The following is a 22,691-nucleotide window of genomic DNA, read 5'->3' as shown; positions in this document are numbered from 1 at the left end:
CCTCTATGTAGACAACCTGGTTGACCTTATTCTAAGGTTAGACAACTTGGTTGACTACTTTGGAGGTCGTCTTGCTGGTGACGGGGGATTCCGCAGAGCTGCACGAGTTCGGCGGGTTCGAGTTCAGGTCGCTCGCCGTGCCGTCGCGCGGGAGTTCGGAGATCGCGCTGTGGACGGTCGACGTGCCGGAGGGCGGGGACGGCACGCCGCACCGCGCGTCGAAGGAGGAGGTGTTCTACGTGCTGTCCGGATTGGTGACGATCCAGGGGCAGACGGCCGGTGTCGGCGACGCGATCGTGGTGCCGCCGAACACCGAACTGGCGCTGACCGGCGGGCCGGCGCGGGTGCTGGTGGCCACATCGGTGGGCATCCAGGGCACGCTGGCGGACGGGCAGACGATCACGCCGCCGTGGTCGCTCTAGTTCGCCGGTGAGCCCTCTTCGCGAGGCGGCTCGGGCGTGGTGTCCGGGACCTCTTCGCGCAGTTCGTGGGCGATCTTCTTCGCCTCGTCGATGAGCTCCTGGGACTCGTCGAGGCGGCTCTCGTCGGGCGGGGTGAGATCGCCCTCGGTGGGCCCGGTGGTCCGGTCGGCGTCCGGCAGGACGCTCTGGTCGTCCTCGGGCACGACGGGGCGGTCCTCGTCCGGCACGGTGGCGGCGTCTTCTCCTGGTGCGGTCACGTTCCTGGGATCGGCGGATCCGCGGGGCGTGAAACTCCCGCCATCAGGCCGCGGACGTGCGCGGCCAGGCGTTCGGCGATCTCAAGGTCCCACTCGTCGTCGGCCGCCGGCTGCGGGGTCTCGCCCGCCACGACCCGTTCGCCGAGCAGGCGCCGCTCGGCGGGCGTGAAGTCGGTGATGGCGCGGCGCAGCAGGGGCAGGGCGTCGTCGAACGCCTCGCCGCGCAGGCCGCTGAGCCACTCGTCGATCAGGCCGAAGAGGCGCGGGTCCGCCGCCAGCAGGGTGGCCGAGCCGCGCAGGAAGCCCGCCACGAACGCCGTGGCGACGCTGCGGTGCAGACGGGCGGCCACGTCGTCGCTGGTCAGCTCCCCCGCTTCCCAGAGCAGGCGGGTGGCCCTGCCGGTCGGGAGGCCGTGCGCCTCCGCCTTGACCAGCGCGTGCAGTGCCCGCCACCAGGTCTTCTGGTGGTCCTCGTCGGCGGCGAGGCGGGCGGCCTCGTGGGCTCCGTCGACGACCTGCAGGGCGTGTTCGGCGGTCTCGTCGTCGACGTTGCGGCAGGCGATCGGGAGGCCGACCGCGCCACGGGTGAGCAGGCCGTGCAGGGCGACGCGCAGCAGTTCCGGGTCGGTGCCGCGGACCGAGCCGTAGCGGACCGTCCGCGCGATGTCCGGGAGGGCGGCCAGCAGTTCGAGGGCGTCGGTGGCGAGGGCGGCGCAGCGGTCCAGGGCCTGGCGAGCCTCGGTGACGGCCGCGGGCAGCTCGCACCCGACGGACCTCGTCAGGGTCGCGGCGGCGTCGGCCACGCGGGTGGCGTCCTGGGCGCTCTGGACGAGGACGTTCTCCGCTGCCGTGTGAACGGTGGTGCCGTGGCGCGCGGCCACCGCCACGGACACCGCGAAGACCGGGTCCCAGCGCAGCTGCCACACCTCGGCGAACGTGCCGAGGGACGTCGTGCGGTCCTGCTTGCCCCACGGGACGCCGAGAACCTCCAGGCGCTGCAGGAGTTTCGAGCGTTCGCGGTCGGTGTCCTTGCGGAGGTCCAGCTTGAGCTGCTTGGGCTGGACGTCCGCGGGGAGGCGGAGTTTGCGTTGCAGGCGTTGGAGATCCGCGGCCAGCGGCGAGCGCGGGACGGCCTCGCCGACCTCGCCCAGCTGCTCGCCCACCACGAGCTTGCGGTGGACCAGCCGGAGGTGGATCTCCTCGCCGCCGCAGAGCACGGCCAGTGCTGCCTCGTTGACCTCGCTGAGCCCCGCGCTCGGACGTTCCCTCAGTGCGGCAAGGGTTTCCGCGAGACGGACGGCCTCGACCGCGCTCGCCGTGGAGGCCGGGAGGTCCTCCTCGCGGAGCACGGCGGCGGCCTTGGCGAACCAGCGCGGGACCACGTCCGCCTGGTGCTTCCACAGGTGCGCGTACCAGCCGGGCGAGTCGACGCCCGCGCCGTAGCCCGACTCGGCGGCCAGCTGACCGTGGCTCCACGGGACCCACGTGCCGGAGATCTTGCGGCGGCGCAGGCCCTTGAGCAACGCGGTGTCGGCGGCGACGGTCGGCTTGGCGAGCAACGCCGGGACGTGCCACGCACCGCAGACGACGACTATCGGGCCGTCGGTCTCCTTGCGCGCCTTGCGGATCGTCTGGCGCATGAACGCTTCTCTGCGCAGTGTGCGTTCGCCGACCTCGTCCTCGAACTGCTCGCGCACGGCGACCATGGCCTCGGCGATGGCGTTCGCGAGGTCGAGCGGGTCGGCCGCGCTGTGCTCGACCACGTCCTCCCACCAGCGCTCCGGGTCGTCGAAGCCCGCGGCCTCGGCGAGCAGGCCGATGGGGTCGACGTTGCCGCTCGGGCCGTCGTCGCCGATGGACGCGGCCGCCGGCAGGTCGAAGAACCGCGCGGTGACGCCGTTCTCGGCCGCGTACCGCAGCGCCTGCCACTCCGGGGAGAACTCCGCGAACGGCCAGAAGGCCGCGTTCTCGGGTTCGGTCTCGTCGTGCAGCAGGATCGCGACCGGTGGTGTGAGCGCGTGGACGTGCTCGAGGAGCCCGTCGGCTTCCGGCGGACCCTCGATCAGGATGAGCGCCGGACGCGTCTGCGCGAGCGCCCGCTCGACCATCCGGGCCGAGCCGGGACCGTGGTGCCGGATGCCGAGCAGGACCGGCTCAGTCACCGCTGGCGTCCAGGCAGGCCCGGTAGAGGTCACGCCACTCGGCGCGTTCCTTGAGCACCGTCTCCAGGTACTCCTGCCAGACCGCCGAGTCCGACACCCGGTCCTTGATCACGGATCCGATGAGACCGCTCGCGAGCTCGTCCGCGCCCAGCGTGCCGTCGCCGAAGTGGCCGGCGAGCGCCATCCCGTTCGCGACGACCGAGATCGCCTCGGCCGTGGACAGGCTGCCGCTGGGCTTCTTCAGCTGCGTGCGACCGTCCACAGTGGAACCGTTGCGCAGCTCGCGGAAGATCCGCACGACCCGGCGCACCTCGTCGAGCGCCGGCGGTTCGGCGGGCAGCTGGAGGGCCTTGCCGAGCTGCTGCGCGCGGGTGATGACGATCTCGACCTCGGCGTCCTCGGTCGCGGGCGGCGGCAGCACGACGGTGTTGAAGCGCCGCGCGAGCGCCGACGACATCTGGTTGACGCCGCGGTCCCGGTCGTTGGCCGTCGCGATGACCGTGAACCCGGGCACCGCCTGGACCTGCGAGTTCAGCTCCGGCACCGGCAACGACTTCTCGCTGAGCACCGTGATGAACGAGTCCTGCACCTCGGACGGCATGCGCGTCAGCTCCTCGACGCGCACGACGGCGCCGCTCTGCATGCCGCGCAACACCGGGCTCGGCACCAGGGCGTTCTCGCTGGGCCCCTCGGCGATCAGGCGGGCGTAGTTCCAGCCGTAGCGGACCTGGTCCTCGCTCGTGCCGGCCGTCCCCTGCACCACCAGCGTCGAGTCGCCGCTGATCGCCGCCGCCAGGTGCTCGGACAGCCACGACTTGGCCGTGCCCGGCACACCGACGAGCAGCAGCGCCCTGTCCGTGACGAGCGTGCCCACCGCGACCTCGACCAGTCGGCGCGACCCCACGTACTTCGGCGTGATCACGGTGCCGTCGGGCAGCGTGCCACCCAGCACGTACGTGACCACGGCCTGCGGCGACAGGCGCCAGTTGGGCGGCCGCTGCCGGTCGTCCTGGGCCGCGACGGCCTCGAGCTCGGCGGCGTACTGCTGTTCGGCCGTCGGCCGGAGCACGGCGGTCACGGGACCTCCTGGGGTTGGGCGAAGGACTCGCGCAGGCGGATGCGCAGTCGGAGGACCTCCAGCTCCAGGGAGTTCTCCGGCCAGCGCCGGGTCAGAGCCTCCCAGCTCGCGCCGAGCAGGTCCGCGTCACCCCGCGCGAGCAGCACGGCGGGCGGCCGCCCCGACCGCCACCGGGGATCGGGCAGAGCGGCGTACCGGTGCATGAGCGCGCGGGTGGTCTCGGCCGACCAGGGCGCCGGCAGCTGGGCGCAGGCGTGGTCGAGCAGGTCGTAGTGCCAGTTCTTCGACACGGCCACGACCGCCTGCTCGGCCACCTTCGCGGGCAGCGCGGCCAGCATCTCCAGCTGTTCCATTCCGGTCAGCGTCTCGGCGGCGGCGACGGCCCACGGCCGCGGGTCCTTGGCAGCGGCGAGCTGGTCCGCGACGCCTCGGAGCAACGGCCCGGCCCACGGCCCCCGCCGGAGCTTGTCGGCGGCCTGCGCGTCGTCGGCCTTGAGAGTCGATGTCCAGTAGGAGGGCGGCACGCTCGCGGCCGCGGCCCTGATCCGCCCGGCCACCCCCTTCTCGGACCCGTCGCGCATGAGGTCGCGCTGCTCGACCTCGTCGGCGGGCCTGGTCCACAACTCGTCCGGCCGCACGTCGAGCCCGTCCGCGGTCAGCCGCAGCCCGTGCCGCAACCGGTGGGCGGCGCGCGCGGCGAGCCGGGTCGGCTTCAGCCTGCGCAACAGCCGCAACGCCTCGTCGTGCACGGCCGCCGCCTTGTCGTCGAGCGCGGCCTCCAGGAGCGGTTCGTCCTGCGGGTTGAGGCCGGTCTCGAGTGCGCTGATCAGGACCTGGCGGTCGGCGGAGCGGCGGGACTGCACGAACTCGGTCGCGATGAACGCGCCGGTGCCCGCGGGGTCGGCCTTGCGCCTGCGGCGGAGGGCTCTGACCCGTTGGGCGCTGGGCAGGTCGAGGATCTCGTCGAGCGGCACCTCGTCCACGAGCGGCGTGGCACCGCTGGCCCAGGTCCAGCCCTGCCGGGTGCCGGCGAGCCAGCGGCCCCTGGCGCCCAGGACCTCGACCACGGCGGCCCGCAGGCCAGGGCGGGCGGTGCCGAGGGAGAGCAGGGCCGGGAGCATCCGGTGTTCGGCCACCACGTCGTTGGCCTTGGCGAGGGCGCACCACTCGGTGAGGAGGACCTCGTCGTCGAGGCTCATGATCGCTTCGAGGACGGCTCTGGCGGCGGGGCGGGGGCGGTTGGCCTGCTCGGGTGGGGCGAGCGGGAGGGGGTCGGCGGTGGACTCCTGGGGGAGGGTGGCGCCGAAGGCCGCGACGCCGAGGGCGGCGCAGTCGGCGAGGAGGACGGTGGGGTCGCCGCCGCCTCTCGTGGTGCCGATGAGGAGGTCTTGGACGGTCTTGGACCAGTCGGCCTTCACGCTGCGACCTCCGCGGGGTGGAGGTGGGTGGCTGCGGTGGGGCGCGTGGGTGGGGTCGGGCGCGTGGGTGGGGTCGGGCGCGTGGGTGGGGTCGGGCGCGTGGGTGGGGTGGGGCGCGGGTGGCCGGGTGGGGTGGCCGGGGCGGGGTGGAGGTGGGCCGGGGTGAGGCGGGTGGGATGGACGTGGCACGCGGACGCGGGCGGGGCAGCGGGGGTGGGCGGCGTCGCCGGGGTGGGGTGGCGGTGGGCCGCGCAGGCGCGGGCCGCAGGGGTGCGCTGCGCGGCGGGGGTGGGGTCGCAGGACGGCACGGCTGAGGTGTGGCGGCGCAGCGAAGCGCCCAGGATGCGGCTTGGGACGGCGCGGCGTGCCGTGGAGAGCGGCGTGGTCATGCGACCACCTCCAGGGTGCCGTCCACCGCTATCGCGCCCAGGCGCAGGGCGTGGCCGTCCCACAGGCCCCAGGCGTCGAACGGGACGCCACCCGTCAGGGCCAGGGCCATGTCGAGACCGCTGTCGTCGCGGACCGGCAGGCCGTGGCCCGTGGTGTCGACGAGGGTGCTGCCGTGCAGGCGGACCGTGGAGCAGCCGAGCGGGAACAGGCGTTGCCACGGGTCGGCCAGCAGCATCTGTTCCAGGGTGGTCAGGGCGGTGCGCCAGGACTGCGGCGCCGGGACCGGGGACGGGGGGCGGGAGCCTTCCAGGTCGCCCAGGGCCACGCGGTCCGAGTTCGGGTACGGGTGGACCAGCGCCTTGGACTCCTGGCCGTGGGGAAGCAGCGGGACGGGGGCGCCCACCGCGGAGTGGCGGATGGCGACCACCCAGCGGGCCGTTTCGCGGCCCCAGCACCACTGGCGGACGGTGCGGACGCGGCCGTCGTCGGTCTCCAGGCGGAGCAGGGCGACCCAGGTGTCCAGCACTCCCGGGGTGGCGCGGACGGTCTCCTCGGGGATCGTGACGCCGAGACGACTACGCGGCTGCACGAAGCACAGCAGGTGCAGGCCGCCGAGGCGGTCGGCCACGTCGGAGGTCCAGCGCGGGCCCGAGCGGGCGACGATCTCCTGGATCTCGGCCACGGCGCCGGCGATGCCGGGGACCTGGGCGTCGATCATGCGGGCGATGAACGCCTGCCACCACGAGGCGGGGCGGCCCGGGAGCGAGGCGATGCCCGCGGACGCCACGTCGAGCAGCCAGTCGCGCAGGCCGTCGATGCCGGACGACATGGCGGCCGCGCGGTTGGCCGCCGTCTTCTCGCGGGCGCGGACCCGGCGGGCCACCGCCTCCGGCGACGAGTCGAGCTCACGGGTCGCGCGGCGGGTCGTCCACTCCTCCACCCAGTCGGGCGGCAGCGCGTCCGGGAGATCCAGTTCCTGCAGGCTGATCGCGTGCTTGCAGGGGAACTTGCGGGACGGGCACGTGCACTTCGCCGAGCCCGCGGCCAGGTCTACGCACACGCGGTACGGCACCGAGCCGGAGCCCGAGTAGAGGCCCCACAGCACCGGCAGGGCCTTGCCCAGGCCCTGCCAGCGCGTCGGAACGGCTCGTGTCCTCACCAGACCAAAGTAGCGAGGACCTCCGACAGAAAATCAGGCCGGACCGCGTCGGGCCCACGTCCACGCGTACGCCGGGTCCTCGGAGGCCTCCGCGGCCTCGCCCAACTCGAGCGGGCGGAACGTGTCCACCATGACCGCGGTCTCGTCGAAGTAGTCCGCGCCCAGCGACGCTTCCACGGCTCCCGGCTGGGGTCCGTGCGTGCAGCCCGACGGGTGCAGCGAGAGGGAACCGATGCCGATCCCCGACCCCTTGCGCGCCTCGTAGTTGCCGCCGACGTAGAACATCAGCTCGTCCGAGTCGACGTTCGCGTGGTTGTACGGCACCGGCACGGCCAGCGGGTGGTAGTCCACCTTGCGCGGCACGAACGAGCACACGACGAAGTTCGGGCCCTCGAACGTCTGGTGCACGGGCGGCGGCTGGTGCACGCGGCCGGTGATCGGTTCGAAGTCGCGGATGTTGAACGCCCACGGGTACAGGTGCCCGTCCCACCCCACTACGTCGAACGGGTGGTTCGCGTAGGTGAAGCGCGTGAGGCCCGCGCGGTGCCGCACGAGCACGTCCACGTCCTCGCCGTCCACCACCAACGGCTCCACCGGACCGCGGATGTCGCGCTCGCAGTACGGCGAGTGCTCCAGGAACTGCCCCGCCTTGGACAGGTAGCGCTTGGGCGGCCCGATGTGCCCGGTCGCCTCCAGCACCAGCAACGACATCGGCGAGGACGGCACGACCCGGTAGGTGCACGAGGTCGGGATCACGACGTAGTCGCCGTCCGCCACCTCCAACGCCCCGTAGATCGTCTCCACGACGCCCGAACCGGCCTGCACGTACAGCAGCTCGTCACCGAAAGCGTTGCGGTACAACGGCGACGGCGCGTTGGCCACGACGAACCCGATGGTCACGTCCGGGTTCCCGAACAGCTTGCGGCGGCCGGTCACCGCGTCCACCTCGTCGGAGGCCCAGGTCAGGTCCTGGGTCTTGAAGTGCCGCGGCTTCAACGGCAGGTTCGGCGCGACGGTCCCGCGCTCGTCCTTCACCGTCTCCGCGTTCACGATCGCCGTCGGCAGGTGGCGGTGGTAGAGCAGCGCCGAGTCGGCCGAGAAGCCCTCGACGCCCATGAGCTCTTCCGCGTAGAGCCCACCGTCCGGTTTGCGGAACTGGGTGTGGCGCTTTCGGGGGATCTCTCCCACCTGGCGGTAGTAAGCCATGGGTGCTCTCCGCGTCCTTCCGAGGCGTTCGATTATCGGACATCTTTGTTCACTTACCGATACCCAGCTAGCGTGTCAGCCGTGTCAAGCGCTGTCGAACTCCGTGCGCCCGGTCCGCGCGGTACTCCGCCCCTGCTCGCGAGGCTTGTGGACGATGCCGCGCTGTTCCCTCCGGGGAACGCGTCGATGCCCGACGCGGTGCGCGGTCACCTCGACGGACGCGTCGGCGAGTGGTCCGGCGTCATGGGTCTCTTCCTCTGTCCCGCCTCCCGTCTGGCCGAGCTGATCACCGAGCTGATCAAGGTGAAGCCGGCCAAACCGATCGCACTGAGCCTCGTGATCGACACCGGCCTCGGCGGCGTGCCGAAGGCCGTGTCCATCGTCGAGAGCAGAAGCGAGCTCCTCGCCCTGCGCATGGTCGAGATGCCCGCACCGTCCGATGTGGACGAGGTGTGGCTCGAGCGCGTGTCCGAGTTCGTCCCCGAGGACGTCATCCGCGTCGTGGAACCCCGCCGCGGCGGGCCCGAATGGCTCGACGGCGTCCGCAGGGTGATCGAGCACGGCAGCTGGCCCAAGCTCCGCTGCGGCGGCCTGAGCCAGGAGAACTTCCCGAGCGTCGAGGAGGTCGGGGACTTCCTGTCCGTCGTCAGCGGTGGCGGCGTCGCGTTCAAGGCGACGGCGGGCCTGCACAAGGCCGTCCGCTACACCGACGAGCAGGGCTTCACCCACCACGGCTTCCTGAACCTCCTCGTGGCCACCGCTCGCAGCCTGAGCGGCCGCGACGTGCGCGAGGCGCTCGCGAGCACCGACGCCGAGGCTCTCACCGCCGAGGCCAAGGCGCTGAGCGACCAGGCCGCGCACGCCGTCCGCGGTGTGTTCGCGAGCTACGGCTCGTGCTCGCTCGCCGAACCTGTCGCCGACCTCGAGGGGCTTGGACTGCTGTGAGCTGGATCAGCGACCCGAACTTCACCGAGGACCAGCCGTTCGGACCGCAGACCCTCCCCTACGGCGTCGTCGACGGGGGCGTGGCCGTCCGCGTCGGCGACCGGGCTCTGCTGCTGAAGGACCTCGCCCTGGGCAAGTGCAGCGAGTACCTCCAGGGGGACTCGCTGGACCCGTTGCTCGCGGCGGGACGCCCGGTCTGGAGCGTGCTGCGCGCCAAGCTCCGCGAGATCGTCCAGGCGAGCTCGGCCCCCAAGGGAGCGGAGCTCGTCGGCATCGAGACGGCGAAGCTGCCGTTCACAGTCGGCGACTACGTGGACTTCTACTCGAGCAGGCACCACGCGGAGAACGTCGGCAAGATGTTCCGCCCCGACGGCGACCCGCTCACGCCGAACTGGACGCACCTCCCGATCGGCTACCACGGCCGCGCCGGCACGGTGTACGTCTCCGGCACCGAGATCACGCGCCCCAACGGCCAGAAGCGCGGCAGCGAGGGCCCGAAGTTCGGTCCGTCCGAGCGCCTCGACATCGAGGCCGAGGTCGGCTTCGTCTGCGGCGGTCCGCAGGCGGCCAACGTGTCCACGAGCCGCGCCGCCGAGCACGTCTTCGGCGTCGCGCTGGTCAACGACTGGTCGGCGCGCGACATCCAGGCGTGGGAGTACCAGCCGCTCGGCCCGTTCCTCGCCAAGTCGTTCGCCACGTCGATCGGCGCGTGGATCACGCCGCTCGAGGCGTTCTCAGTTGCACGCGTCCCGACGCCGCCGCTGCCGAACAAGCTGCACGACTACCTGACGTGCGACCAGCCGTGGGGCCTGGACATCACCATCACGGTGGAGCTGAACGACACCATCGTCGCGCGGCCGCCGTTCCGGGAGATGTCGTGGTCATTTGTGCAACAGCTGGCGCACATGACGGTGAACGGGGCTACGGTGCGCCCAGGTGATCTGTTCGCCTCCGGCACGGTCTCGGGACCGGAGAAGGACGAGCGCGGCTCGTTCCTCGAACTCAGCTGGGGCGGCAAGGAACCGTTCAAGCTCGACGACGGCTCCACGAGGTCCTTCCTGGAGGACGGCGACACGGTCAGGCTGACCGCGACCGCTCCCGGCGAAGGCGGCTCCGTGGTCGGTCTCGCCGAGGTGGTGGGAACAGTTCGGAGTGCGTGATGGTCGGAGCGACGAAGGAGAGCTCGCTGACCCTGGAACGGGGTCTGGCGCTGCTCCAGGCGGTCGCTGAGGCGGAGTCCGAGGCACCGTCGATCTCGGAGCTCGCGACGGCCATCGGGGCGTCCAGGGCTGCGGTCTACCGGCTCCTCGTGCCCTTGCAGGCGCGCGGTCTGGTGCGCCGCGAGGGCTCGAAGGTCCGGCTCGGCCTGGGCGTGCTGCGCCTCGCCTCCAACGTCCTCCCCCAGCTGCGCATGGCGGCCAACCCGGCGCTGCGGGAGCTCGCCGAGAAGGTGGGCGCCACCGCGCACCTCACGGTCGCGGACGGCGGCGAGGCCCAGGCCGTCGCCGTCGTCGAACCGTCGTGGACGGCTTTCCACGTGGCGTACCGGGTGGGATCGCGCCACCCGGTGCACCGCGGGGCGGCCGGCAAGGCCATCTCGACGCCCGGTGAGCCGTGGGTCGTCTCGGCCGGCGAGCTGCAGCCGAACGCGTACGGCGTCGCGGCACCGGTGCGCGGCGTGCCCGGCCTCAGGGCGTCCGTGGGCGTCGTGGCGCTGGAGAAGCTCGACGCGGACGTGGTCGGCCCTCACGTCGTGCGTGCGGCCGAAGAAGTGGCGGCAGCGCTCAAATGACCGAAGAGCGGCTACGGCGCTGGCGGCTGCTCCTGGGCCCGAGCGCGGAGGACGTGTCCGAACTCGGCGAGGACGACCAACGGCGTGATGGCGCGCTCACGGGTCTCTACGGCGGCGGTGGCGACCGGGGTGCCGGTCTCGGCGCCAGCTCGCCGCAGCTGCACCGCTGGCTCGGCGACGTCCGCAAGTACTTCCCCACGTCCGTCGTCCAGGTGATGCAACGGGACGCGGTGGAGAAGCTCGGGCTGAAGCAGCTGCTGCTCGAACCCGAACTGCTGCAGTCGGTCGAGCCCGACGTCAACCTCGTCAGCACGTTGCTGCAACTGAGCCGCGCCATCCCCGCCCGCACCCGCGACACCGCGAAAGCCGTGGTGCAGAAGGTGGTCGAGGACATCGAGAAGCGCCTGCAGGACCGGTTGGTCGAGGCCGTGCGCGGCGCCGTCGACCGCTCGAAGCGCACGCACCGGCCGCAGCTGCAGGACGTCGACTGGGCGACCACGATCCGCGCGAACCTCAAGAACTACCAGCCGCAGCACCGGACCGTCATCGTCGAGGACCTGATCGGGCACCGCCGGCGCAGCCGGACCGCGGCGATGCGGGACGTCATCCTGCTCGTCGACCAGTCGGGCTCGATGGCGGAGTCCCTGGTGCACGCGGCGGTCCTGGGGTCGGCGCTCGCGAGCATCCGGTCGATCTCGACGAAGCTCGTCGTGTTCGACACCGAGGTCGCCGACCTCACCGACCAGCTGAGCGACCCGGTCGACCTGCTGTTCAGCGCCCAACTGGGCGGCGGCACGGACATCAACCGCGCGGTCGCCTACGCGCAGACCCAGGTCCGCAGGCCCACCGACACGGTCGTCGTGATCATCAGCGACCTCTACGAGGGCGGGTCGGAGACCGAGCTGCAGCGCCGGGTCCGCGAACTGGTCGCGAGCGGCGTCACGGTCGTGAACCTGTTGGCGCTCAGCGACTCCGGCACACCGGCCTACGACCACGAGCTGGCCGCGAAGCTGCACGCCCTGGGTGCGCCCGCCTTCGCGTGCACCCCGGACAAGTTCCCCGAACTGCTGGCGGCCGCGCTGCGCAAGGACGACCTCACGCAGTGGGCCGAGGCCGAGGGCATCGCCACGGGCCGTTAGCGGTCGATGACCCGTCCGCGCGTGAGAAACGCAAGGCCGCGCGTCATCACGACCACGCGTCCGCGCTCATCCGGTCCGGCGATCCACACGCGCCGTGTGTGCCGCACGAGAACCCTTGCGCGCTCCGGGAGTTCGGGCAGCCGCAGGTTCTTCTCCGAGTCGTCGACCCGCAGGTACGCCGACCGCCCGATCCGCCGGCCGGGCACGAAGCTCACCCACACCGGACGCCACGGGTAGCGCTCGATCAACGCGGTGGTGCCGCGCCGCGTGAGGAAGTGCCGCAGCCCCGGCGCGGCCAGCTCCAGCACCACCGGCACGGACAGCACGGTGAGCCAGATCCAGCCGATCGCGAGCACAACGCCGAGCACGGCGAGGGCGAAGAAGATGTGCCCGACCGCGCGGCGATCCGCCCGCGCGAGACAGGTGTCGCTCCAGTTCTCGATGATCGTCATTTCCGCACACGCGCCGGAATCAGCCGCGGTACGCCCCGGAACGTGACGACGGTGTGCCCCGCGGGATCCGGTGGCACGAACCAGACCCGGCGGTGACGCGCGATCCGTCCACGCAGCAGCGGGCCGACGCGCAAGGTCAGCAACAGAGGCGGTGTCGACAGCACGACCAGACGCCCTCCTTCCCACTGCACATGGGCGAAATGCCACGGTTCACCTTCCGGTAAACGCACCGGACGGCGCCGGGTCACCACCCACAGCACCGCGGCGGCGAAGAAGAGCAGCACCAGTGCGAGCGGCGAGGACCACGACCACACCAGGACCAGCACGAACTGGAGCGCGAAGGCCGCGCCGGCGAGGACGGTCCACACCAGGGCGCGACGGCTCGCCCGGTCGACGCAGTGCCGCGTCCACCGATCGTCGAGCGCCACCACCTCGGTGGACGGCTTGTTGGGCACGACCACCCGACCAAGGTACAGGTGGTGCTTCCCATGACGAGCGAAGCTAAGTTAGGCTTGCCTAACCTTTGAGGAGGTGGAGTGGTGACCGACACCCAGCTCAAGCGCCCGCCGGCGCCACACGCCGCGGAGCGCGCCCGGACGATCGCGGCCCGGTACGGGTCCGCCGCGCTGCTTCCTCAGTCCGGCTCCCGCACGAGCCCGTTGTTCCACCACGTGCACCCGTGCGGCACCACGATCCTGCTGCTGCCGGACGAGCACCCGCTGGTCGGGCAGCTGTGGCAGACCCCGCGGACCGAGGTGACGGCGATGCTGGAGATCGCCGACCAGGCTCCCGTGCCGCTGCGCGAACCCGTCCGCGGCCTGCTGTGGCTCACCGGCTGGGTCGCCGCGCTCGACGACCGGGAGGCGCGCGAGGAGGTCCTCGCCGTCGCCGACGTGCGGCCGGACCACCGCCTGCTGGACGCGGGCCACGGCGCCACGGTGCTGCGGCTCACACCCGCGTCGATGGTGATCGCGGACGCCGAGGGCACGTCGTCGATCAGGCCGGAGCAGTTCGCGAGCGCGGCGCCGGACCCGTTCTGCCGCAACGAGGACCACTGGCTTCGGCACCTGGAGGCCGCGCACAGCGACGTCGTCGGCCAGCTCGCCCGGCACCTGCCGGAGGAGCTGCGGGCCGGGCACGTGCGCCCGCTCGGGCTTGACCGGTTCGGCCTGCGGCTGCGGGTCGAGGCGGAGTGCGAGGACCACGACGTGCGGATCGCGTTCTCCCAGCCGGTCAGCACGCCGCAGGAGCTCGCCGCGGAGCTGCGGCGGTTGATGGGTTGCCCGTTCCTGTCCCAGAAGTGACCGGGGACTTGCAGGTAGCGTCACGCGGGTGATCGAACCTGCGGTGATCCCCGACGCCGAGAAGCGCGGGTACCAGCTCGAGCTGCTGATCGTCTTCAGCATGACGCTCGGCCTGTCCGGTCTGCGCAGCCTCGTGCGGCTGGTCGACAGCCTGCTGCAGCCGACGCCGCTCAACCAGCAGTCCGTCGCGATCAACGTCCCGCAGGCGCGCGCCGACCTACTGGACCTGGTGGCGCAGCTGCTGGGCGTGCTGCAGCTCGCCGCGTGGGGCGGCATCGGCCTGTACCTGTTGTGGCGCACGGGGATCAAGCTGAAGGTCATCGGGCTCGACGGCACCCGCAAACTCGCGGACTCGCTCGGCGCGCTCGGCCTGGCCGCGGTCATCGGCATCCCCGGGCTCGGCCTGTACTTCGCGGCTTGGGCGCTCGGGCTGAACCTGGCCGTGCAGCCGTCCACCCTGGACAACCAGTGGTGGATGAGCGTGGCACTGATCCTCGCCGCCGCCGGCAACGCGTGGGCGGAGGAGGTGCTCGTCGTCGGGTACCTGATCACGCGACTGCGGCAGCTCGGGTGGCGGCAGTACACGGCACTGGTGGCGGCGGCCGTCCTGCGCGGCTCGTACCACCTCTACCAGGGCTTCGGCGGGTTCGTCGGCAACGTGGTCATGGGGTTGGTGTTCGGCTACTACTGGCAGCGCACCAAGAGGTTGTGGCCGTTGGTCATCGCCCACACGATCCTCGACGTCGTCGCGTTCGTCGGCTACACAATGTTGCGCGGCAAAGTGAGCTGGTTGCCCTAACGATTCGACGGCGCGCGCAGCTTTCAGCCACGATTCGTTGCCAATCAGAGCCGCTGAGCGGCGATTTGTGCTGTTCAGGGTTACGCTCGTCCGGTGACTGCGCACACGATCGCCGAGACGGAAGCACTCCCCGACGCCGCGCCCCGCGTGGACAGCGAGGTCGGCCCGTTGCGCACGGTGCTGCTGCACCGGCCGGGCAACGAGCTCAAGAGGCTCACCCCGCGCAACAACGACCAGCTGCTGTTCGACGGCGTGCCGTGGGTCGGCCGCGCCCAGGAGGAGCACGACGCGTTCGCCGCGACGCTCACCTCCAAGGGCGTCGAGGTCCTGCTGCTGGCCGACGTGCTGGTGCAGGCGCTGGAGGACAACCGGGCGCGCATCGCGGGCATCCACAGCGCGGTCAACGAGCGCCGCCTGGGCATCGACCTGGCCGACGCGCTGCGCAGCCACCTCACGTCGCTGCCCGCCCCGCAGCTCGCCCAGGTGCTGATGACCGGCATGACGTTCGAGGAGCTACCGGCCGCCGAGGGCGCCTCGCTGGTGCGCAAGATGCACCTGCCGATCGACTTCGCCGTCGACCCGCTGCCGAACCTGCTCTTCACCCGCGACTCGTCGGTGTGGGTCGGTGACCGCGTGGCCATCACCTCGCTCGCGCTGCCCGCCCGCGACCGCGAGACCACGCTGACCGACCTGATCTACGCCTACCACCCGCGGTTCCGCCGCACGGGCCGCGCGTACGGCGCGCACTCGGCCCCGCTGGAGGGCGGCGACGTGCTGCTGCTCGCGCCGGGCGTGATCGCCATCGGCGTCGGCGAGCGCACCACCCCGGCGGGCGCGGAGTCGTTCGCGCGCTCGGCTCTCGCGGACGGTCTCGCGCACACGGTGCTGGCGGTGCCGATCGCGCAGGAGCGCGCCACGATGCACCTCGACACCGTGTGCACGATGGTCGACCGCGACGCCGTGGTGATGTACCCGGCGATCAGCGACTCCCTCACCGCGTACCCGCTGCGTGCCGACGGCAACGGCGGCGTGCGCGTGGACGGACCCGTGCCGTTCCTGGAGGCGGCGGCCGAGGCGATGGGCATCGAACGGCTGCGCGTGATCGACACCGGCCTCGACGTCGTCACGGCCGAGCGCGAGCAGTGGGACGACGGCAACAACACGCTCGCCGTGGCGCCCGGTCTCGTCGTGGCGTACGAGCGCAACGTGGAGACCAACGCGCGCCTGGAGGACCAGGGCGTCGAGGTGCTGCGGATCGCCGGCTCCGAGCTGGGCTCCGGCCGCGGCGGACCCCGCTGCATGTCGTGCCCGATCGACCGCGCGCCATTGGTGTAGATCATTAGGAACGCCTAACCTTTGTTTGGATCGCCTTTCCAAACAAAGGTTAGCTTTTCCTGGAATGCAAAGATCCGCGTTCTCGGTTAACGTACTCCTCATGGCCTCGAACGTGAAGAAGATCCTGTCCAAGAAGTCGAAGTTCCACGAGCTGCTGCAGGCTCAGGTCGGCAACGAGTTCTCCGCCTCGCAGCAGTACATCGCACTCGCCGTGTGGTTCGACAACGAGGACCTCCCGCGCCTCGCGTCGCACTTCTACAAGCAGGCTCTCGAAGAGCGCAACCACGCGATGATGATCGTGCAGTTCCTGATGGACAACGACATCCCGGTCACCATTCCGGGTGTCGCCGCGCCGCTGGGCGAGTTCAAGGCGCCGCGCGACCTCGTCGCCCTGGCCCTGGCCCAGGAACAGCAGGTCACCGACCAGATCATCGCGCTCGCGAAGGCCGCCCGCGAGGAGAGCGACTACATCGGCGAGCAGTTCATGCAGTGGTTCCTGAAGGAGCAGGTCGAGGAGGTCTCCTCGATGAAGACGCTGCTCACGATCATGGACCGCGCGGACGGCAACATGTTCTACGTGGAGACGTTCCTCACCCGCGAGAGCGTCGGCGACGAAGGCGGCGACGCCGGTGCGCCGACCGCCGCCGGTGGTGCTCTCTGATTCTTTCTTCCGCACACTCGAGTGCCTGATCACAAAGGGCCGCCTAACCCCGTCGGGTAGGCGGCCCTTTCAGTTGTTGAGCCGTGCCGCCTGACGGGTCAGGTATTCCCGCTCGGCGAGGTTCGACGCTTTTCCGGCGGCCTCGGCGTAATGCCTCGCGGCCGTTCGCCGGTCACCGTCCCGCTCGTGGAGGTAGGCCGACACGGCCGAGTAGCGGGGCAGTTCCTCGTCCAGTTCCGCCAACGCCTTCAGCCCGGCGCGCGGTCCGTCGGCCTCCCCCACGGCCACCGCCCGGTTCAGCCGGACGACCGGGCTGTCGGTGAACGCGAGCAGCTCGTCGTACCACTCGACGATCTGCACCCAGTCGGTCTCCTCCGCCACGGGCGCGTCCGCGTGCAGCGCCGCGATGGCCGCCTGCGCCTGGAACTCCCCCAGCCGGTCCCGCGCGAGCGCCGCCTGCAGGACCTCGACACCCTCGGCGATCAACGCGGTGTCCCACCGCCCCCGGTCCTGCTCGGCGAGCGGCACCAGCCTGCCCTCGACCGTCCGGGACGCCCGGCGGGCGTGGTGCAGGAGCATCAGCGCGAGCAGCCCCGCGACCTCCGGGTGGTCGATCACGGCCGCGAGCTGCCGGGTGAGCCGGATGGCCTCGGCGGCCAGGTCGACGTCCCCGGAGTAGCCCTCGTTGAAGACCAGGTAGAGCACTCGCAGCACGGTCGCGACGTCGCCGGGCCGGTCGAACCGCACGTCACCGACCGTCTTCTTGGCCCGGCTGATCCGCTGGGCCATCGTCGCCTCCGGCACCAGGTACGCCTGCGCGATCTGGCGCGTGGTCAGCCCGCCGACCGCCCGCAACGTGAGCGCGACGGCCGACGACGGCGTGAGCGACGGGTGCGCGCACAGGAAGTAGAGCTGCAACGTGTCGTCCGCGTCCGGCACGGACCCCGGTTCGGGTTCGGAGTCGACGACGTCCTCACGCCGCCGCCGCGCCGTCTCCGCCCGCGTGGCGTCGAGGAACTTGCGCCAGGCCGCCGTGACCAGCCAGCCCTTGGGATCGCGCGGCGGGTTCTCCGGCCACACGCGGACCGCCTCCACCAGCGCGTCCTGCACGGCGTCCTCGGCCGCCGCGAAGGGAGCCCCGCGGCGGACGAGGATGCCGAGCACAGCCGGCGTGAGACTCCTGAGCAGCGCCTCGTCCACCCGTCACTCCGTGATCGTCGGCGCGTTGCCGTAGAACGGGCGGAGCTCCAGCCACTCGTGGATCGGCTTGCCGTCCTTGCCCGGCGCGGCCGACAACTCGCCTGCCAGTTCGAGGGCGCGCTCGTAGGTGTCGGTGTCGATGATCATCCAGCCCGCGATGAGGTCCTTCGTCTCCGCGAACGGCCCGTCGGTCACCGGAGGGCGGCCCTCGCCGTCGAAGCGGACCCAGGTGCCCTCCTGCGCGAGCGCCGCCTCGTCGACGAACTCCCCGGTGCCCTTGAGCTTGTCCGCGAAGTCGCGCATGTACTGGATGTGCGCGGTGATCTCGTCCTGGGTCCAGCGGTCCATCATGACGTTGTTCACCGGCTCAGGGGCGCCGCGGTAGTGCTTGAGCAGCAGGTACTTGGCCATCTCGGGTGTCTCCCTCGGTGCTGGTGCGACCCATCCTGGTCGCTTTCACCACGGGGACGGAGCCGAAACGCGGATCTCTACACCGGCCGCCCGAGATCTTTTGGGTCAGCTGTGCGAGGACGGTGCCCGCCCCACCCCCAGCGGGGCGGGCACCGTCCGGCGAGGCTCAGAGGTAGGCCATCGCGCAGTGCACGGTGGTCGCCACGATCTTGATGCGGGTGACCTTGTCGGTGTCCGCGAACCGAGCGAGGGCGAAGTCGCCCATGAACGCGTACGCGGCGTTGTCCCCCACCCTCGCCGACCAGCCGGCGCGGTACTCGGAGGCGTTCGGGTAGGCCTTCTTCACCTCGGCGAAGGTCGAGCCGACGCCGATGCCCTTCGAGGTCGTGGCCGTCGCGGGCAGGGTGATCCGCTCGACGCCGTACCGCTGGGAGATCGCGACCTTCCCGTCGGAGACGCAGCCGTTCTCGCTGGGGTCGCCCCAGCTCAGGTCGGTCAGCCCGGCCGCACGTGCCTCCTCGAGCGTCATGCCGAGCTTGAGCTCGCCGTAGCCGAGCCGGTTGTCCACCTTCACGACGGCCTGCGGCGGGTTGGTCACCGTCGCGGTCACGACCTCGGTGACCACCTGGGCGGGCGGTGGCGCCGCGCTGGACGGCGTGGAGGTTGCGGTGGTGGTGGTCGACTTGGCCGGAGCGGAATTCTGCTCTGGCGCCGGCGCGGAAGTGCACGCGGTCATTCCTGCGACAGCGAGCGCGGCAACGAATGCGATCTTGATCGAGTTCTTCATTCTGGTTCCCCCTAGAATTTTCAAGTCAATCCCCAAGCCCTTTCGGACACCCAGTAAGACGTCACCTGAGCTGCGCGGTTGCGAGAGAGTGGGTAACAAAAAAGTCACGCGCCAACGGCTTAAAAATGACACGGCGAATTCCCGCTGCTCTCACCGGAACAGTGGGAATTCGCGAGCTTGAAATTGACTCAGACGGACGAGCAGTCGTTAGCGTTCAGCCTCATGAAGACCTTCTGGACGGCCGTGCCGTCGGTTTCGAAGATGTACGACCAAGCCGGCGTCGCGTTCATCGGCACGACCAAGTTGGAACCGTTCTGGGTCGCGTTGCCGTAGGCGATCTTCACGTCGGCGATCTTCGAGCCGGCACCGACGCCCTTGGGCGTCTTGGCGAAGCTCGGCAACAGCATCCGCACGATCCCCCGGTCCGGCGACACGACCACCGCGTCGTTGTCGGGCACGGACTGCCGCGCGTACGCCTTGCACCTGTTCTCGGCGTCCGCGGGCGTGCTCGGTTCGACCAGCGTGCCGGTCGCGAGCGCGTCGGCCTCGGACATCCCCAGCGCGAGCTTCGCGTACTGGCCCGGTTGCGACTCCGGCGGAGGCACCGAGGTGGGCTTCGACGGGGGCGTGCTCTTGGTGCCGGGATTCCCGGAAGTGGTGCCGCCGTTCTGGTTCGGCGGCGGTTCCACCGTGACGGTCACCGTCGAGATCACCGTGCTGACCGGCGGCGGAGACGTGGTCGTCGTCGTGACGCCCGTGGTGAGCACCCCGTTGGACGCGGTGTCGGGCAGCGGTTCGCCGAGCCGGCTCAGTCCGACCCCGGCTCCGACCACCGCCACCAGGGCGAAGGAGCCGGCGACGGCGGCGCGCTGACGGCGACGGCGGTCCGCGCCGCGGAGCACGGCCTCGGTCGAGACCGTCGTGGAGTGGACGTCCAGCCGATCGTCGCTGAAGAGCCTGCGCAGATCATCATCGAGCTCGTCCACCGGTCAGTCCTTTCCCAGGCGTGTTCGAAGACTCGCCATCGCCTTGCTGCTCTGGCTCTTCACCGTGCCGCACGAGATCCCGAGCGCGTCCGCGATCTCGGCCTCGGAGAGGTTCTCGTAGTAGCGCAGCACGATCACCGCGCGCTGCCGGGGCGGCAGGGAGCGCAGTGCTTGCCAGAGGGGTTCGTTTTCGAGTCGGCTCAGTTCGGGAGCCACGGCCCCGCTGTCCGGGAAGTCCGCCACGAGGCTCTCGCGGCGACGCCGGCGCCAGATGCTGATGTGGGTGTTGGCCATCGCCCGCCGCACGTACGCGAGCGGGTCGTCGCCCTTGCGCTGCACAGCTGTCCAGCGCGACCCGACCTTCTCCAGCACCGACTGCACGAGATCGGCGGAGTCGTGCGGATTCCCGGTCAGCGCGTGGCCGTAGCGCAGCAGTCCGGGCATGGACACGCGCACGAACTCAGCGAAGTCCCCCACGGCTTCCGCTCTTCCCCCGCCGAGCACGACGGCTGACTCCAGCTGCAACACCGCCGTCACCGCACGCCCCCTTCCCCGTAGCGATTCGCCCGGGGTGTTCACGTGCGAGCGTGACCAGCGGTTGCCACCACTTTAGTCACGGAAAGACAACGGAGGCAGGGGTTTGCTCACGTTCCGGAACCGAGCGCGCGGTCAGGGCGCGGCGACGGCCGGCGGCAGGACGAACGACCCGTCCGGCCGGGAGGGGAACTCGTGCACCTCGGTCACCGCGGCGACCGGGATCGGCCCGTAGACGTGCGGGAACCACAGCGGCGAGTCCGGCACGGCCTCCCACCGGTGGGGCACGTCGAGCAGCTTCGGGTCGACGACCAGCAACAGCAGGTCGCGCTGTCCGAAGAAGAACTTGCCCGCGGTCACGTGCACGACGCCCCGGTCGGAGCAGTGCACGAACTCCTCGCCCTCGGCGGGGGCGATGGAACCGGCCGACTGGGCAGCGGCCCAGCCGGCCTTCGTGATGATGTGCAGCAGCACTTATCCACAACTCCCTGTGGACAACCCTGTGGACAGGGTCATCGAAGCGTGATCTGGCGCCCGCGCAGGCCCTCGCGCGCACGGCGCTCGGCGTCGGACAGCTGCTCGTCGGAGGCGAGGGCCTCCGCCAAGCGCTTGCCCAGCGCCTCGGCGGGCTCCGCCCACTCGCGGGCGTGCATCTCGCGGTCGAGGTCCCACACCGGCACGAGCAGGCCGTGCGCGCGGAACGAACCGGCGTAGCGCGAGCCCTCGCCGAGGTCGAGCTCACCGCGGGCGGCCAGGCGGGCCATCGCGTCCAGCAGCTTCTCCTCGGGCTCCGGGCGGACCCAGCGCAGGTGCGCCTTGTCGCCCGCGTCGACCCAGTAGGCGGCCTTCACGCCGGGGGCGTCGAGGCGCTCGGTCGGCAGGATGGCGGCGTTCGCGCGCTCCAGCGACAGCGCCACGTCCCCGGTCGGCTCGGTGCCCTCCGGCATCCACCAGATGAAGTCGGTGTGCAGCACGGGCGTGATCTCGGCGTCGGCGTCGAGCAGGTCCTGCAGGCGGCCGGGGTTCTCGCCCGAGTCCGGGCCCACGACCGGCAGCACGTCACCGGTCTTCGCCTGCTGCGCCCACTGCACGGCGCGGGCGAGGTCACGGCTGATGTCACCGGAACGCGTCTGCACCTGCAGGCCCACGAACGGCACGTCGTCGCCGCGGATCAGCCCGGCGGCGGCCATCGGCAGCACGGTGGCGAGCGTGACCTCGCGACCGTCCTTGACCGGCAGCTTCACCACGGCGGACGGCACGAACTCGCGCAGCGCGATCAGCTCGCACTCGGCGGCGAGGCCCTCGAACGGCCGGGACACGATCACGTCGGTCGCGCCGCCGGGCGCGCCGTGGCAGGCCTTGTAGCGCTTGCCGGACCCGCACGGGCAGGGCTGCTTCGGGTTGATCCCGTCCTTCGGTGCGTCCTTGACCGCGGTCCGCTTGGCCACCTTGGCCCTCCTCGTGCTCAGGCTTTTTCTAGGTCGCCAAAGTTAGCCGTCAGCAGGCGGCGGGTGTTCGCCGGGGCGTTCGTCGCGAGGTAGCGGACCCCCAGGTCACGGCACAACGCGACGTCCTCGGGGCTGTCCACCGTCCACACGTAGGTCTCGTGGCCCGCGCGCCGCGCCCGGTCGACGTAGCCGGGGTCGCCCCGCAGCAGGTGCACGCCCGGCCCGGTGTAGTCCGCGAACTGCGGCAGGGCACCGCCGCGGTACCGGCCGAGGCGGTCGAGGAGCAGCACCGTGCGGATGTCCGGGGCCAGCTCGCGGAAGGTCCTCACCGCGGTCGGCGAGAACGACATCATGACGATCTGACTGGAGAGCCCGTGCCTCTTCAACGCCTCGGCGAGCTTGCGCTCGACCTCGTTGCGGTACCGGACCGGGTGCTTGGTCTCGACGAACAGCGTGACGTTCGTGCCCTTGACCAGTTCCAGCAACTGGTCGAGCAGCAGCAACTCGGCCGGCTGACCGTGGCGGTGCCAGCTGCCGTAGTCGTGCTTCTGCAGCTCAGCGAGCGTGAGTGCGCTCACGGTGCCACGGCCGTTGGACGTGCGTGTGAGCGTGCGGTCGTGCACACACACGATCTCGCCGTCCTTCGATAGGCGGATGTCGCACTCCAGCCCGTCGGCTCCCTCTTTCAGGGCGAGTTCGTACGCGCCGATGGTGTGCTCGGGACGGTCGGTGGACGCGCCACGGTGCGCGACTACGGAGGGCTGCTGCACAGACCGAACGATAGTGTCTGCGCAACAATTTGAGTC

At 71.2% G+C, this 22,691-nt stretch carries 25 protein-coding genes; 9 read left to right on the top strand and 16 right to left on the bottom strand.

Features of this window, described 5'->3' with window-relative positions:
- Positions 1–77: 77 nt before the first annotated feature.
- Positions 78–422 (top strand): cupin domain-containing protein, encoded by a 345-nt coding sequence (locus ABZX02_RS14385; protein WP_355298196.1) that lies wholly within the window; start codon positions 78–80, stop codon positions 420–422.
- Here the strand turns inward: ABZX02_RS14385 and ABZX02_RS14380 are convergent.
- From ABZX02_RS14380 to ABZX02_RS14355, 6 genes are all read right to left on the bottom strand, one after another.
- On the bottom strand, positions 419–679 hold the full coding sequence (locus ABZX02_RS14380) for a hypothetical protein (protein WP_355298194.1): 261 nt from the start codon (positions 677–679) through the stop codon (positions 419–421). The two genes, ABZX02_RS14385 and ABZX02_RS14380, sit on opposite strands and share 4 nt — an antisense overlap.
- Complete coding sequence (locus tag ABZX02_RS14375) at positions 676–2,841, bottom strand: DUF5682 family protein (RefSeq protein WP_355298192.1); 2,166 nt, start codon at positions 2,839–2,841, stop codon at positions 676–678. The genes ABZX02_RS14380 and ABZX02_RS14375 overlap by 4 nt, the downstream gene beginning before the upstream one ends.
- The gene (locus ABZX02_RS14370; RefSeq protein ID WP_355298191.1) at positions 2,834–3,919 is read right to left on the bottom strand and encodes an AAA family ATPase; all 1,086 of its coding nucleotides are present in this window, start codon (positions 3,917–3,919) and stop codon (positions 2,834–2,836) included. Before ABZX02_RS14370 ends, ABZX02_RS14375 begins: the two co-directional genes overlap by 8 nt.
- Positions 3,916–5,337 carry a DUF5691 domain-containing protein gene (locus ABZX02_RS14365; protein ID WP_355298189.1) on the bottom strand — a complete coding sequence of 474 codons (1,422 nt, stop codon included), beginning with the start codon at positions 5,335–5,337 and terminating at the stop codon, positions 3,916–3,918. Before ABZX02_RS14365 ends, ABZX02_RS14370 begins: the two co-directional genes overlap by 4 nt.
- A gap of 385 nt (positions 5,338–5,722) precedes the next feature.
- Complete coding sequence (locus ABZX02_RS14360; RefSeq protein WP_355298187.1) at positions 5,723–6,886, bottom strand: SWIM zinc finger family protein; 1,164 nt, start codon at positions 6,884–6,886, stop codon at positions 5,723–5,725.
- A 33-nt stretch (positions 6,887–6,919) separates the two neighbouring features.
- Positions 6,920–8,092, bottom strand: a complete 1,173-nt coding sequence (locus ABZX02_RS14355; protein WP_355298185.1) for a homogentisate 1,2-dioxygenase — start codon at positions 8,090–8,092, stop codon at positions 6,920–6,922.
- Between the two features lie 81 nt (positions 8,093–8,173).
- Here ABZX02_RS14355 and ABZX02_RS14350 point away from each other — a divergent pair, with 81 nt between their 5' ends.
- Genes ABZX02_RS14350 through ABZX02_RS14335 form a run of 4 tightly spaced genes read left to right on the top strand, consistent with a single transcriptional unit; the run spans position 8,174 to position 11,968 of the window.
- Positions 8,174–9,037 carry a hypothetical protein gene (locus ABZX02_RS14350; protein ID WP_355298183.1) on the top strand — a complete coding sequence of 288 codons (864 nt, stop codon included), beginning with the start codon at positions 8,174–8,176 and terminating at the stop codon, positions 9,035–9,037.
- On the top strand, positions 9,034–10,197 hold the full coding sequence (locus ABZX02_RS14345; protein ID WP_355298181.1) for a fumarylacetoacetate hydrolase family protein: 1,164 nt from the start codon (positions 9,034–9,036) through the stop codon (positions 10,195–10,197). Before ABZX02_RS14350 ends, ABZX02_RS14345 begins: the two co-directional genes overlap by 4 nt.
- Positions 10,197–10,829 carry a helix-turn-helix domain-containing protein gene (locus ABZX02_RS14340; RefSeq protein WP_355298179.1) on the top strand — a complete coding sequence of 211 codons (633 nt, stop codon included), beginning with the start codon at positions 10,197–10,199 and terminating at the stop codon, positions 10,827–10,829. The genes ABZX02_RS14345 and ABZX02_RS14340 overlap by 1 nt, the downstream gene beginning before the upstream one ends.
- On the top strand, positions 10,826–11,968 hold the full coding sequence (locus ABZX02_RS14335; RefSeq protein WP_355298177.1) for a VWA domain-containing protein: 1,143 nt from the start codon (positions 10,826–10,828) through the stop codon (positions 11,966–11,968). Before ABZX02_RS14340 ends, ABZX02_RS14335 begins: the two co-directional genes overlap by 4 nt.
- Here ABZX02_RS14335 and ABZX02_RS14330 read toward each other — a convergent pair.
- Both ABZX02_RS14330 and ABZX02_RS14325 read right to left on the bottom strand, forming a co-directional pair.
- Positions 11,965–12,420, bottom strand: coding sequence for a hypothetical protein (locus ABZX02_RS14330; RefSeq protein WP_355298175.1), 456 nt, complete (start codon positions 12,418–12,420; stop codon positions 11,965–11,967). The two genes, ABZX02_RS14335 and ABZX02_RS14330, sit on opposite strands and share 4 nt — an antisense overlap.
- Complete coding sequence (locus tag ABZX02_RS14325; RefSeq protein ID WP_355298173.1) at positions 12,417–12,881, bottom strand: hypothetical protein; 465 nt, start codon at positions 12,879–12,881, stop codon at positions 12,417–12,419. The genes ABZX02_RS14330 and ABZX02_RS14325 overlap by 4 nt, the downstream gene beginning before the upstream one ends.
- A gap of 78 nt (positions 12,882–12,959) precedes the next feature.
- On the opposite strand from ABZX02_RS14325, the gene ABZX02_RS14320 reads away from it, so the two are divergent.
- The 4 genes from ABZX02_RS14320 to ABZX02_RS14305 all read left to right on the top strand — a co-directional run bounded on the left by ABZX02_RS14320 (position 12,960) and on the right by ABZX02_RS14305 (position 16,519).
- Positions 12,960–13,724: a DUF2470 domain-containing protein gene (locus ABZX02_RS14320; RefSeq protein WP_355298172.1), complete on the top strand. Its 765-nt coding sequence runs from the start codon at positions 12,960–12,962 to the stop codon at positions 13,722–13,724.
- 100 nt (positions 13,725–13,824) lie between these two features.
- Complete coding sequence (locus ABZX02_RS14315) at positions 13,825–14,523, top strand: CPBP family intramembrane glutamic endopeptidase (protein WP_355298417.1); 699 nt, start codon at positions 13,825–13,827, stop codon at positions 14,521–14,523.
- Positions 14,524–14,616: 93 nt separating this feature from the next.
- Positions 14,617–15,858 (top strand): arginine deiminase, encoded by a 1,242-nt coding sequence (locus tag ABZX02_RS14310; protein WP_355298170.1) that lies wholly within the window; start codon positions 14,617–14,619, stop codon positions 15,856–15,858.
- 100 nt (positions 15,859–15,958) lie between these two features.
- Positions 15,959–16,519 (top strand): ferritin, encoded by a 561-nt coding sequence (locus ABZX02_RS14305; protein WP_355298168.1) that lies wholly within the window; start codon positions 15,959–15,961, stop codon positions 16,517–16,519.
- A 69-nt stretch (positions 16,520–16,588) separates the two neighbouring features.
- Here ABZX02_RS14305 and ABZX02_RS14300 read toward each other — a convergent pair whose 3' ends face one another.
- From ABZX02_RS14300 to ABZX02_RS14265, 8 genes are all read right to left on the bottom strand, one after another.
- Entirely contained in the window at positions 16,589–17,719 is a 1,131-nt protein-coding gene (locus ABZX02_RS14300) for a DUF6596 domain-containing protein (protein WP_355298166.1), read from the bottom strand.
- A gap of 3 nt (positions 17,720–17,722) precedes the next feature.
- Complete coding sequence (locus ABZX02_RS14295; protein WP_355298164.1) at positions 17,723–18,130, bottom strand: YciI family protein; 408 nt, start codon at positions 18,128–18,130, stop codon at positions 17,723–17,725.
- Between the two features lie 166 nt (positions 18,131–18,296).
- Positions 18,297–18,917: a hypothetical protein gene (locus ABZX02_RS14290; protein WP_355298162.1), complete on the bottom strand. Its 621-nt coding sequence runs from the start codon at positions 18,915–18,917 to the stop codon at positions 18,297–18,299.
- Positions 18,918–19,105: 188 nt separating this feature from the next.
- The gene (locus ABZX02_RS14285; RefSeq protein ID WP_355298161.1) at positions 19,106–19,903 is read right to left on the bottom strand and encodes a hypothetical protein; all 798 of its coding nucleotides are present in this window, start codon (positions 19,901–19,903) and stop codon (positions 19,106–19,108) included.
- A gap of 3 nt (positions 19,904–19,906) precedes the next feature.
- Complete coding sequence (locus ABZX02_RS14280; RefSeq protein WP_355298415.1) at positions 19,907–20,431, bottom strand: SigE family RNA polymerase sigma factor; 525 nt, start codon at positions 20,429–20,431, stop codon at positions 19,907–19,909.
- 141 nt (positions 20,432–20,572) lie between these two features.
- Positions 20,573–20,911 carry a DUF952 domain-containing protein gene (locus tag ABZX02_RS14275; protein ID WP_355298160.1) on the bottom strand — a complete coding sequence of 113 codons (339 nt, stop codon included), beginning with the start codon at positions 20,909–20,911 and terminating at the stop codon, positions 20,573–20,575.
- Positions 20,912–20,949: 38 nt separating this feature from the next.
- A complete protein-coding gene (locus tag ABZX02_RS14270) occupies positions 20,950–21,885 on the bottom strand; it encodes a DUF5926 family protein (protein ID WP_355298158.1) in 936 nt (311 codons plus the stop codon).
- Positions 21,886–21,902: 17 nt separating this feature from the next.
- On the bottom strand, positions 21,903–22,655 hold the full coding sequence (locus ABZX02_RS14265) for a glycerophosphodiester phosphodiesterase family protein (protein ID WP_355298156.1): 753 nt from the start codon (positions 22,653–22,655) through the stop codon (positions 21,903–21,905).
- Positions 22,656–22,691 lie beyond the last annotated feature (36 nt).

Source organism: Lentzea sp. NPDC003310 (assembly GCF_040610935.1).
Taxonomy (GTDB): domain Bacteria; phylum Actinomycetota; class Actinomycetes; order Mycobacteriales; family Pseudonocardiaceae; genus Lentzea.
The sequence above is the reverse complement of the archived record's forward strand: the minus strand, read 5'-3'. Positions and strand labels throughout refer to the sequence as shown.

Excerpts from the sequence above, each read along its gene's own strand:
- ABZX02_RS14355 (WP_355298185.1), bottom strand. The coding sequence starts at position 8,092 with ATGGCTTACTACCGCCAGGTGGGAGAGATCCCCCGAAAGCGCCACACC.
- ABZX02_RS14340 (WP_355298179.1), top strand. The coding sequence starts at position 10,197 with ATGGTCGGAGCGACGAAGGAGAGCTCGCTGACCCTGGAACGGGGTCTG.
- ABZX02_RS14335 (WP_355298177.1), top strand. The coding sequence starts at position 10,826 with ATGACCGAAGAGCGGCTACGGCGCTGGCGGCTGCTCCTGGGCCCGAGC.
- ABZX02_RS14330 (WP_355298175.1), bottom strand. The coding sequence starts at position 12,420 with ATGACGATCATCGAGAACTGGAGCGACACCTGTCTCGCGCGGGCGGAT.
- ABZX02_RS14315 (WP_355298417.1), top strand. The coding sequence starts at position 13,825 with ATGACGCTCGGCCTGTCCGGTCTGCGCAGCCTCGTGCGGCTGGTCGAC.
- ABZX02_RS14305 (WP_355298168.1), top strand. The coding sequence starts at position 15,959 with ATGGCCTCGAACGTGAAGAAGATCCTGTCCAAGAAGTCGAAGTTCCAC.
- ABZX02_RS14295 (WP_355298164.1), bottom strand. The coding sequence starts at position 18,130 with ATGGCCAAGTACCTGCTGCTCAAGCACTACCGCGGCGCCCCTGAGCCG.
- ABZX02_RS14290 (WP_355298162.1), bottom strand. The coding sequence starts at position 18,917 with ATGAAGAACTCGATCAAGATCGCATTCGTTGCCGCGCTCGCTGTCGCA.